Source organism: Hyphomicrobium sp. GJ21 (genome assembly GCF_001006785.1).
Classification (GTDB): Bacteria; Pseudomonadota; Alphaproteobacteria; order Rhizobiales; family Hyphomicrobiaceae; genus Hyphomicrobium_B.
In genome coordinates this window covers 82,596-94,044 of record NZ_CDHO01000001.1, presented here as the reverse complement: position 1 = coordinate 94,044, position 11,449 = coordinate 82,596, and the positions used below count along the sequence as shown (strand labels likewise).

Annotated in this window: 10 protein-coding genes; 6 read left to right on the top strand and 4 right to left on the bottom strand. The window is 62.8% G+C overall.

The window, feature by feature from the left end:
• Nucleotides 1-34: 34 nt before the first annotated feature.
• Nucleotides 35-1,369 carry a 2-oxoglutarate dehydrogenase complex dihydrolipoyllysine-residue succinyltransferase gene (odhB, locus tag HYPGJ_RS00435; protein WP_046845389.1) on the top strand — a complete coding sequence of 445 codons (1,335 nt, stop codon included), beginning with the start codon at nt 35-37 and terminating at the stop codon, nt 1,367-1,369.
• Nucleotides 1,370-1,372: 3 nt separating this feature from the next.
• Nucleotides 1,373-2,785, top strand: coding sequence for a dihydrolipoyl dehydrogenase (lpdA, locus tag HYPGJ_RS00430; protein WP_046845388.1), 1,413 nt, complete (start codon nt 1,373-1,375; stop codon nt 2,783-2,785).
• Between the two features lie 39 nt (nt 2,786-2,824).
• Here the strand turns inward: lpdA and HYPGJ_RS00425 are convergent, their stop codons facing one another.
• The 4 genes from HYPGJ_RS00425 to fsa form a co-directional block, all read right to left on the bottom strand.
• Nucleotides 2,825-3,841 (bottom strand): TraB/GumN family protein, encoded by a 1,017-nt coding sequence (locus HYPGJ_RS00425; protein WP_046845387.1) that lies wholly within the window; start codon nt 3,839-3,841, stop codon nt 2,825-2,827.
• Between the two features lie 27 nt (nt 3,842-3,868).
• Nucleotides 3,869-4,837: a tyrosine recombinase XerC gene (locus tag HYPGJ_RS00420; RefSeq protein WP_046845386.1), complete on the bottom strand. Its 969-nt coding sequence runs from the start codon at nt 4,835-4,837 to the stop codon at nt 3,869-3,871.
• Between the two features lie 68 nt (nt 4,838-4,905).
• The gene (locus tag HYPGJ_RS00415; protein ID WP_046845385.1) at nt 4,906-6,330 is read right to left on the bottom strand and encodes an FAD-binding oxidoreductase; all 1,425 of its coding nucleotides are present in this window, start codon (nt 6,328-6,330) and stop codon (nt 4,906-4,908) included.
• A 34-nt stretch (nt 6,331-6,364) separates the two neighbouring features.
• Complete coding sequence (gene fsa / locus HYPGJ_RS00410; RefSeq protein WP_046845384.1) at nt 6,365-7,021, bottom strand: fructose-6-phosphate aldolase; 657 nt, start codon at nt 7,019-7,021, stop codon at nt 6,365-6,367.
• Between the two features lie 103 nt (nt 7,022-7,124).
• Here fsa and HYPGJ_RS00405 point away from each other — a divergent pair, with 103 nt between their 5' ends.
• From HYPGJ_RS00405 to HYPGJ_RS00390, 4 genes are all read left to right on the top strand, one after another.
• Nucleotides 7,125-9,359: a primosomal protein N' gene (locus tag HYPGJ_RS00405; RefSeq protein WP_013217173.1), complete on the top strand. Its 2,235-nt coding sequence runs from the start codon at nt 7,125-7,127 to the stop codon at nt 9,357-9,359.
• A 174-nt stretch (nt 9,360-9,533) separates the two neighbouring features.
• Nucleotides 9,534-10,484: a glutathione synthase gene (gene gshB / locus HYPGJ_RS00400; protein WP_046845383.1), complete on the top strand. Its 951-nt coding sequence runs from the start codon at nt 9,534-9,536 to the stop codon at nt 10,482-10,484.
• Nucleotides 10,485-10,536: 52 nt separating this feature from the next.
• Complete coding sequence (locus tag HYPGJ_RS00395; RefSeq protein WP_046845769.1) at nt 10,537-11,052, top strand: hypothetical protein; 516 nt, start codon at nt 10,537-10,539, stop codon at nt 11,050-11,052.
• Between the two features lie 22 nt (nt 11,053-11,074).
• Nucleotides 11,075-11,440: a hypothetical protein gene (locus HYPGJ_RS00390; RefSeq protein WP_143440470.1), complete on the top strand. Its 366-nt coding sequence runs from the start codon at nt 11,075-11,077 to the stop codon at nt 11,438-11,440.
• Nucleotides 11,441-11,449: the final 9 nt, after the last annotated feature.

Here is an 11,449-nt window from a genome sequence, read left to right as displayed (position 1 = left end):
GTCGCCGATCGCAATCAAAGGTGTGAGGACTGAGATGTCGATTGAGATTCGCGTTCCCGCGCTTGGGGAAAGCGTCACGGAGGCGACCGTTGGCAAGTGGTTCAAACAGACCGGCGACGCCGTGAATGTCGACGAGCCGCTGGTCGAGCTCGAAACTGACAAAGTGACCGTCGAAGTTCCCGCGCCCGCTGCTGGCGTGCTCGGCGACATTCTCGTCAAGTCGGGTACGACGGTGGCGGTCGGATCGCTGCTCGCAGCCTTGAAAGATGGCGCGGCGAAGTCATCGGCAGGCAATTCTCAAACGACGGCGCCCCAGGCGGCAAAGCCGTCCGCGCCCCCTTCGCAGACGAAGCCCGAGCAGGTCGCAGCGAAAGCTCCGGAAAGCGCTCCAGCGGCAGACGCCCCTCGCCCGCCGCCCGCCGCCCTCAAGGCGCTGACGGAAGCTGGCTTGGAACCCTCCGACGTGCGTGGCACCGGCCGCCGCGGGCAAATCCTGAAGGAAGACGTCATCAATGCCGTTGCCGCCGCGGCCGCGAAACCGGCGGCCTCACCGCCGCCTCTACGGGAACCAACAGCCGCGCCGGTCTCGCCCAACGCGGTCACCATTCAGGAAGCACCGGCGACGATCGTGATGCGCGACGTGCGCCTGCCGTCACCCGCCAACGATGCGACGCGCGAAGAACGCGTCCGGATGTCCAAGCTTCGCCAGACCATCGCGCGCCGCCTGAAGGAAGCGCAGAACGCCGCCGCAATGCTGACGACGTTCAACGACGTCGACATGAGCGCCATCATGGCGCTGCGCGCGCAGTACAAGGATGTGTTCGAGAAACGGCACGGCGTGAAGCTCGGCTTCATGGGCCTGTTCGTGAAGGCCGCCATTCAGGCGCTTCGCGACGTACCCTCCGTCAACGCCGAGATCGACCACGACGAGATCGTTTACAAGAATTACTATCACATCGGCGTCGCGGTCGGGACGGAGAAAGGCCTCGTCGTGCCGGTCGTGCGCGAAGCCGATCGCCTCAGCCTCGCCGAGATCGAGCAGAAGATCACCGAATTCGGTAAGCGCGCCCGCGACGGCAAGCTGTCGATCGAGGACATGCAGGGCGGCACGTTCACGATCTCGAACGGCGGCGTCTACGGCTCGCTGATGTCGACGCCGATCCTGAACGCGCCGCAATCCGGCATTCTCGGCATGCACCGCATCGAGGAACGCCCGGTCGTCCGCAACGGCCAGATCGTTGCGCGCCCGATGATGTATCTCGCGCTGTCCTACGATCATCGCATCGTCGATGGCAAAGAGGCGGTGACGTTCCTTGTCCGCATCAAGGAATGTCTCGAAGATCCGCAGCGCTTCATCCTGGAGCTCTGAGGAATGACAGCATCATATGATTTGATCGTGATCGGCACGGGCCCCGGCGGCTATGTCTGCGCCATTCGCGCCGCGCAGCTCGGGCTGAAAGTCGCCGTCGTCGAAAAGCGCGGCACGCATGGCGGCACGTGCCTGAACGTCGGCTGCATCCCCTCGAAAGCCCTGCTGCATGCCTCGCACGCCTACGACGAAGCCAAGCACGCGTTCGGCGCGATGGGCATCGATGCGTCGCCCGTCCTCGATCTGCCGAAGATGCAGGCATTCAAGCGCGAAGGCGTCAAAGGCAACGTCGAAGGCGTCGCCTACCTGCTAAAGAAAAATAAGATCCAGACGTACTTCGGCACCGGCCGCATCGTGAAAAGCGGTCAGGTCGCGGTCACCTCGCCCGGCGGCGAGACTGAAACGCTCGAAGCCAAGTCGATCGTCATCGCCACCGGTTCGGACGTGGCGCGCCTGCCGGGAATCGAGATCGACGAAAAGCGCGTCGTATCGTCGACCGGCGCGCTGGAGCTAGCCTCCGTGCCGCGCAAGCTGCTGGTGATCGGCGCTGGCGTCATCGGCCTCGAACTCGGCTCGGTGTGGCGTCGCCTTGGCGCGGACGTGTTGGTCGTCGAATATCTCGATCGCATTCTTCCGGGCATCGACAATGAAGTCGCGCGTGCCTTCCAGCGTCTGCTCGACAAGCAGGGCATTGCATTCCGGTTGGCGAGCAAGGTCACGGGCGTCACCGGCCCCGAAACCCCAGGCAAGCCGCTCAGCGTACAGATCGAACCGGCAGCCGGCGGAGCCGCCGAGACAGTCGAAGCCGACGTCGTTCTCGTTGCGGTCGGGCGCGTTCCTTACACCGACGGATTGGGCCTTGCCGAAGCGGGCGTCGCGCTCGATGCGAAAAAGCGCATTCTGACCGATGGCCATTTCCAGACCAGCGCCTCCGGCATCTTCGCAATTGGCGACGTCATCGCCGGTCCGATGCTGGCCCACAAAGCCGAGGACGAAGGCGTTGCCGTCGCCGAAATCATCGCGGGCCAGGCTGGGCACGTGAACTACGACGTCATTCCGAACGTCATTTACACCTCGCCCGAAGTCGCGAGCGTCGGTAAATCCGAAGAGGAACTGAAAGCGGCGGGCGTTGCCTACAACGTCGGCAAGTTTCCGTTCACCGCCAACGGCCGTGCGAAGTCGATCCGCATGACGGACGGCTTCGTCAAAATCCTTGCCGATGCTGCGACGGATCGCGTGCTGGGCGTCCACATCATCGGTGCCAACGCGGGCGAACTCATTGCGGAAGCGTGCGTGCTGATGGAATTCGGCGGCTCGGCGGAAGATCTCGCGCGCACATGCCACGCGCATCCGACGTTGAGCGAGTCCGTCAAGGAAGCGGCCCTCGCCGTCGGCAAACGCGCGATCCACTTCTGAGACCTTCGTGGCCGGGTTGAGCCCGGCCACGTGCAGCGGTTATTCCACCGCCGTGACTGTGTAGCCGCGCTCGCGCAGCAGTGCGACGAGTCCCGTCGGCCCGACGAGGTGCAGCGCTCCGACCGCGATGAAGGCGCTGCCGTCCTGAAGCAGCGGCTCGGCGGCATCGCGCATTCGGACGTTGCGATCCGAAAGAAGCCCCTTCTTGAAGTCGTCAAACGCCGAAGCCGGAACGCCGGATTCGGCTGCAAGAGCCAATTGGAACGGCATCGCCGCGCCAATCTCGCGCCGCAAATACATCTGAACGAGCGACTCCATCAGATCGTCGGTGCGATCGGCATACTTGATGCCGACCTTCAGCATGGCGACCTGCTGATCGTCGGCGATCGAAGCCAAAGACTCGAGTTGCTGTTCGATCGTCTCGAGACCCTTGACGGTCAGCCCGTGCTTTTTCGCTTCCTCCGCAACTTGCAAATCGAGCACCTTGGCGCCCGCCACGACCTGCTTGCGTTCGCAGTCCGACGTCGCAAGCAGCATGCTGACGAGCCACGGCTTGACGAGCCCCGATGCGTCTTCCGGCATCCCCGCCTCTTTGACGAGGCGTTGCACGACTTTGAATTCGTCGTCCGAGAGCTGCGCGTTGAGCGTGCGCCCATCCGTGTAAAGCAGAAGGTGGCCGGCCTTCGCCATCGCTTCGCCAACGGCCTTTTCCGAAAGGTCGGCAACTTCCAGTGCCACGGATTTCGAATGCGCGATGAGGTCCTGCTCCCGCGCCGACAATCGCGAAATGCGCGGGTCGGAAAGGTGCATCGTTCCGAGCAGATACGACTGAGCGACGCCGGACTTCTCGATCTTCCACAGCACCGCTTCTGTGTTCGACGTCTGCCGGCTTTCTTCGATGACTGTTTTGTAGGCGTCCGGCGATCGCGTCTGCAACTCCGCCAGCATGTCCGTGCCGCGGCAGGGGACGGGCACATCGTCCGCCCGAGCCGTTGCGCTGGCCGTGATCAGCAGCGCGAAACAAAAGAATAGGAACGTCCGGACATGCGTTGTCATGTGGCACTCGAAATGGAAACGCTCAGGCTAGCTGCGAGCCGCCCGCGGATGCGCTTGATCATAGACGGACAGCAGGCGGTCTCGATCGACTTCCGTATAGACTTGAGTGGTCGAAAGCGAGGCGTGGCCCAAAAGCTCCTGAATTTGCCGTAAATCGGCCCCCGCCGAGAGCAGATGCGTCGCAAACGAATGCCGGAGCGCGTGCGGTGTCGCCGTCTCCGGAAGGCCAAGCTCGCGGCGCATGCGCTCCATCGCCAATTGAATGAGGCGCGGCGATAGCGGCCCACCGCGCGCACCAAGAAATAGGGGTCCGTCGCCGGAAAGCGGAAACGGACACAGCCGCATGTACTTTTCGATCGCGTCCGAAATGATCGGAAGTGCCGGGACGAGGCGATCCTTGCCGCCCTTGCCGGTGATGTGCATCACGTCGCGACCGTTGAGCGGCGCCGAATTCGGCGTCAGGCTCAGCGCTTCGCTGATGCGCAGACCGGCGCCATAGAGCAGCAGCAGCACCGCCGTGTCGCGAGCGTTGATCCACTCGGCCCGATCGTCATTTTCGGTCGCAACGAGTTCCGCTGCACCGTCGACGGTCAGCGGCTTTGGCACCGAATGCGGGATCTTCGGCAAGGCGACCTGCAGCACGGCGCGATTCTGCAACCTGCCTTCGCGTTCCAGCCATCGAAAAAAAGTCCTGAGCGATGAAAGAGAGCGCGCCAGCGATCGCGACACGACATCCGATTTGCGCCGATGCGCGAGAAACGCGCGAAACACCTTGGTGTCTACCCGACCCAAATCGCCGAGACATGGCGCACGTCCGAGGTGCGTCTTCAGAAACGCCAGAAACTGCGTGACGTCGCGCGCATAGGCTTCGCGCGTCGCGGCGCTCTGTCCGCGCTCATTGAGGAGATGCGCCAGCCAATCCTCGACCGCGCGCTTGAGGTCGCCGCCGAGCGGTAACTCCGCATCCGTCGTCAGGATTTCGTCGAGTGAAGTCACCGGCAGCGCCCTCTTGTCGGATTGAGCCTTCTCCGACGCGGTTAACGAACCGTTAACGGACGCAATCCCTACAGCACTTTGCCCGGATTCAGAATGCCCTTGGGATCGAGGGCCTGCTTGATCGCGCGCATCATGTCGAGTTCGATCGCAGATTTGTGCTGCCGCAGCGCCTCGCGCTTCATCTGCCCGATGCCGTGCTCTGCTGAGATCGACCCGCCAAGCTCCGAGACAAGCTCGAAGATCGCATCCGACATCGTCTCCCACAGCGACAGGAATTGCGCTTTGTCGCCGCCCTCGGGTTGGCTGATGTTGTAATGCAGATTGCCGTCGCCGAAGTGCCCGAACGGCACGGGTCGCGCGCCCGGCGCAACCTGCTCGACGATCTCCGCCGCGTGCAAAAGAAATTCCGGAATGCGCGCGATCGGCACCGAGATGTCGTGCTTGATGCTCCCGCCCGCACCTTTCTGCGCTTCGGAGAAAGCCTCTCGCAAATGCCAGAAATCTTGCGCCTGGCTGAGCGATCGAGCCAACGCGGCGTCGCGGATAAGCTCCTGCGCATGAGCGATAGTCAAAAGCTGTTCGAGTGCGCTGCTGGAACGCGCGCCATCGCCGCCATGCGAAAGCTCGATCAGCACGTACCACGGATGCGCATCGGCGAACGCGTCGCGCGTATTCGGCATGTAGCGCAGCGCGAAGTCCTGAGCCTGATGCGCCCAAAGCTCGAACGCCGTCAGTGCTGATCCAGCTTCGGCTTCCGCAATCCGGAATAGCTTCAATGCGGCTGCCGGGGACTCGAGCGCGACGATTGCCGTCTCGCGTTCCGCCGGAATGGGAAAGAGCTTCAGACACGCCGCCGTGATGACGCCGAGCGTTCCTTCCGATCCGATCAGCAGGTCGCGCAGATCGTAACCGGTGTTGTCTTTTTTTAAGCGCCGGAGCCCGTTCCAGACGCGTCCGTCCGCGAGCACGGCTTCAAGCCCGAGCGCGAGATTGCGTGCGTTGCCGTAGGCGAGAACGGCGGTGCCACCCGCATTCGTCGCCAGCACGCCGCCGATCGTTGCGCTGCCTTCGGACGCAAGACTGAGCGGAAACAGCCGTCCCGCGCCCTCGGCCGCATGCTGCGCCTCGGCCAGCGTCACGCCCGCTTCGACGATCATCGTGCCGCCCGCCGCGTCGACGTCGCGGACCTTTTTCATGCGCGTCAGCGACAGCACGATCTGATCGCCGGCAGCCGACGGAATCTGGCCGCCGACGAGCCCCGTATTGCCGCCCTGCGCGACGATGCCGATTCCTTCATCGTGCGCGAGCGCCAGAATGCGCGAGACTTCGTCCGACGTCTGAGGACGAAGCACGACCGGCGTCTTGCCCGTATAGCGGTCGCGCCATTCGCGGAGATACGGCGCCTTGTCGTCGGTGCCGGTCAACGCGTTCGCCGCGCCGACGATGTCGGCGAAGCGTGAAATCAATTCGGGAGAAAAGATTTTCGTTGCCACGCGCGTTGATCCGAAACAGAGGCCGACGCCGCGATTACACGATTGTCTGACCCGTCTTCTTCCAGTCGTTGACGAATGCAGTCAGCCCAGCATCGGTCAGCGGATGCTTGACCAGCGCTTTCAGGATCGCGGGCGGAATGGTTGCGACGTCTGCGCCGATCATCGCCGCTTCCCGGACGTGGTTCACAGTGCGGATCGAGGCTGCGAGAATGTCCGTCGAAAGATCGGGATAGTTGTCGTAGATCGTCCGGATCTCGCGAATGAGATCCATGCCGTTCAATCCGATGTCGTCGAGCCGCCCGATGAACGGCGAAACGAACGTCGCGCCGGCCTTCGCCGCAAGCAGCGCCTGATTGGCCGAGAAGCACAGCGTCACGTTGACCATCGTGCCGTCGCTGGTCAGCGCCTTGCACGCTTTGAGGCCGTCCATCGTCAGCGGCACCTTGATCGCTACGTTCTTGGCGATCTTCCGCAGCACTTCCGCTTCGCGCATCATGCCCGCGTAGTCGGTTGCCGCGACTTCCGCCGAAACCGGGCCCGGAACGACGGCGCAGATTTCCTTGATGATATCCTTGAAATCGCGCCCGGCCTTGGCGACCAACGTCGGGTTCGTCGTCACGCCGTCGAGCAGGCCGGTGGCGGCTAACTCCTTGATCTCGGCCACGTCGGCGGTATCGACGAAAAATTTCATATCCTGCTCCTGGTTCGTCTCTTAACTTTTCGGCTTGCCTTCGGTGCGCCGCAACTTAAGGCAAACCTAGCACGCTCGATTCTCGGGAGAAGCTTCTAGTCCGTTGAACGTCCCTTTGGATAGTCTGCTCGAAATCCTGGATAACGGCGCCCTTTCAGGCGCCCGCAGCGTGCCCGTGCTGATGCCGGTCGCGCTCGATCAGACGTACGACTATCTGGTGCCGGACGGCGTCGAGGTGCCCCCAGGTTCGTTCGTGCTCGTCCCATTCGGGCCGCAAACGCGCATCGGCATTGTATGGGACGGCCAACGTGGCGACGGCAAGGCCGTCGACCCGAAGAAGCTGAAATCCCTGACAAGCCTGATCGACGCACCGCGGCTTCCCGAAATCTCGATGCGCTTTGCGGAATGGGTGGCGCGCTACACGCTGGCGCCGCTTGGTATGGTCGCGCGCATGATGATGAGCGCCGACGCCGCCTTCGAGCCGCCGAAACATCGCTTCGGCGTCAGGCTGGTGGAAGGCGCGCCGTTGCCGCCGAAGATGACGCAAGCCCGCACGCGCGTTCTCGAGATCGCCGCCGACGGTCTCATTCGCGTGAAATCGGACCTCGCAAATCTCGCGGCGTGCTCGACCGGCGTGATCGATGGATTGGCGGCCTCCGGCAACCTCGTCGAAGTCGCGATTCCGGAGCGCGTCTTTCCGCGCCCGCAACCAGCGCACGCGACGACCGACTTCACCGACAAGCAGGCGCAAGCCGTCGCCACGCTCGTCGCCGCGGTCGATGCCAAGAATTTCTCCGTCACGTTGCTCGACGGCGTGACGGGATCGGGCAAGACCGAAGTCTATTTCGAAGCCGTCGCGCGCGCGCTCGAAGTGGGCGATCAGGCGCTGATCATGCTTCCGGAAATCGCGCTGACGAGCCAGTTCCTCGACCGTTTCGCGCAACGCTTCGGCGCGCCGCCGGTCGAATGGCATTCGGCGTTGAGCCCGGCCGAGCGCGGACGCATCTGGAAAGGCGTCGCGCGCGGCGACGTGCGTTGTGTCGTCGGCGCACGTTCGGCGCTGTTCCTCCCCTTTGTGCAACTCGGTCTGATCGTCATCGACGAAGAGCACGACCAGGGCTTCAAACAGGAAGACCGCGTCCACTATCAGGCGCGCGACATGGCGGTGGTGCGCGGCAATCTCGGCAAGTTTCCGGTCGTGCTTGCGTCCGCGACGCCGTCGATCGAAAGCCACGTCAACGCGCTTGTCGGACGCTATCGGCATGCCGTGCTGCCCGGACGCTTCTCGGGCGTCGCGATGCCGGACGTGTCTCTCATCGACCTCAAGGCCGAGAAGCTCGAACCGGGCAAATGGCTGGCGCAGCGCCTCGTCGGTGCGATCACCGAAACGCTCGAAAAAGACCAGCAAACGCTGCTCTTTCTCAATCGTCGCGGCTATGCGCCGTTGACGCTCTGCCGCGCCTGCGGCCATCGCCTCGAATGTCCGCAATGCACGGCGTGGCTCGTTGAGCACCGCTTCAAGAAAAAGCTGACCTGCCACCACTGCGGTTTTTCGCTATCGCTCCCGGAGAAGTGCCCGAAGTGCGGCGAGCCCGGAACACTCGTCGCGTGCGGCCCCGGCGTCGAGCGCGTGCAGGAGGAAGTGAAAGAACGCTTTCCCGACGCACGCGTCGCGCTGCTGTCATCGGATCTCATTCCTGGCTTGGCGGAAATGCGCGAAATCATTCGCGGCATCGAAGCGCGCGAATTCGACATCATCATCGGCACACAGATCGTCGCCAAGGGTCATAACTTTCCGGGCCTCGCGCTGGTCGGCGTCGTCGACGGCGATCTAGGCCTCGCGCACGGCGCCGATCCACGCTCGGCCGAACGCACGTTCCAATTGCTTCACCAGGTGACGGGCCGCGCCGGCCGCACGAGCTTCGTCGGCCGCGGTTTCGTGCAAACGTATTCGACCGATCATCCCGTGATGCAGGCGATCGTCGCCGGCGACCGAGACGCGTTTCTGAATTACGAGGTGAAGACGCGCCAGTCCGGCTTGCTCCCGCCCTACGGACGTTTGGCTGCGATCGTCATCTCGGCGCGCGACAAAGCGCTGACCGAAGTCACCGCACGCGACATCGCACGCCGTGCGCCGCAATCCGAGGTGATCTCGGTCTTGGGACCCGTCGAAGCACCGATCGCCGTCGTGCGCGGACGTCACCGTTGGCGACTGCTGGTCAAGGCCCCGCGCGACGTCGATCTGCAGGCATATCTCCGCGCCTGGGCTGGAACCATTCCAAAACTGAAAAGCGACGTCCGCATAACCGTCGATATCGACCCCTACAATTTCCTCTGACGGCGGTCGCTTAGCAGCGGTCAAATGCGGCATGTTTGCCATAGGCAGCGGCCAGCCCCCGAGACCGCAGCAAGCGGCGTTTCGCAGGCACATCAAATCGGCTAAACGACGAGCGGGTGTCGCGGCATCAGGGCGGCACGAAATCAGCGACCCTTAAGCATTCGAAAGACTCCCATGCCCCTACGCATTGCCGTGCAAATGGACCCGATCGATCGCATCGACATCAAGGGCGATTCGACGTTCGCGATCCTGCTCGAAGCGCAAAAGCGCGGGCACGACATTTTCTATTACACGCCCGCCGATCTCTCGCTGCACGGCGACAAGCTTCTGGCGCGCGGCCAGAGCCTGAACGTCGAAGACAAGCACGGCGCACACTTCGCGCTTTCGAACGCGCGCGTTGAAAATCTTGGGAACCTCGATGTTGTCTTGCTGCGGCAGGACCCGCCGTTCGATATGGCCTACATCACGACGACGCATCTCCTCGAGCGCATCCATCCGAAAACGCTCGTCGTCAACGACCCCGCGCACGTGCGCAACGCGCCGGAAAAGCTGTTCGTGCTGGACTTCCTCGATCTGATGCCGCCGACGCTCGTCACGCGCTCGCTCGCCGACGTTCAGGCGTTCCGAAAAGAATACAAGGACATCATCATCAAGCCGCTGTACGGCAACGGCGGCGCAGCCGTGTTCCGCATCAAGCCGGACGACGGCAACCTCGCGTCTCTGGTCGAACTCTTTCAGACCGTTTTCCGCGAACCGTTCATGGTTCAGGAATTCCGCCCCGAGGTGAAGGACGGTGACAAGCGCATCATCCTTGTCGACGGCGAAGTCGCAGGCGCGCTCAATCGTGTGCCGCAAGCCGGCGAAACGCGCTCGAACCTTCATGTCGGCGGAACGGCCGTCGCCTCCAAGCTGACGAAGCGCGACGAGGAAATCTGCGCCCGGCTGAAACCCGAACTCAAGAAGCGCGGACTGATCTTCACCGGCATCGATGTCATCGGTCCGTATCTGACCGAGATTAATGTCACGTCGCCGACAGGAATTCGCCAGATCAAGGCGTTCGGCGGCAACGATATCGCCGCGATGATCTGGGACGTTATCGAAAAGAAAAGAGCCCATGCTGCGTGACGTTCCAACCGGAAGACGCGCGCCCAATCGCAATCGGAAGGTTGGACAATCCATGACGCCACGAACTTTCGGAAATCGGACGGCATCGCGCGTCGCTCTCGCGGCGCTTTTCTTCACGGCGGGAAGTCTCGCGTCGCGAAGCGCCGACGCGATCGCAACCTCGCCGTTCGATGCGCTCATCGGGCGTTGGAGCGGCGACGGCATCCTGGGCTTCAAGGAGAGCAAGCCCGAACGCGTCAAATGCCGCGCGACCTATCTGCTCGATCCCGCCGCGCAGAACGAGCTGAAACAGACCATTCGCTGCGCGACCTCGTCGGGCGCCGTCGAGGTCATCAGCAATCTGAAAGAAGACGCCGGCAAGCTCACCGGACACTGGAAAGAAACGATCCATAATTTCGAAGGCGATTTGACGGGCGAAGTCACGCCGAAGGGATTTCGCATCATCGTCAAGGGCGCCGACATCACGGCGAACATGGACATCATCGTTCGCGGAACGATGCAGGCCGTCGAAATTCAGTTCGTCAATTCGTCCCTCGTCGGCCTGTCGATGGCGATGAAAAAGGGCTGACCGCAACATCGGTTCGGAAGCGATGGGGCCACTCTTTGCAATCCTGACCGCCGCCCTCTCGTTTGCGATGTCGATCCCGCCTGCCGTCGAACAGTATCGCCGGGATCGAAAAGGCTTCTGGCAAACGCTCAGATGGATGGGCGTCTACGCGCTCTACATTGCCGTTGGTATCGCCATCCTGATGCTACCGGCCGAGGGTCCCCAGCCGCCCGCGAAAGCGGCGCTGGCCACGCTCTTCATGCTTATCTGGATCGCCTACGGCATGGTCTGGCTGACCCGAAAGGTGCCGCGCTACCGCCAGCCGCCGGCGTGGATCGACAAGCGATGGCTCGACTACCTGTTCGCGCTCACCCTCTCTGCTCTGCTCGTCGCTGTCTTTCTTATCTGACAGATGCGT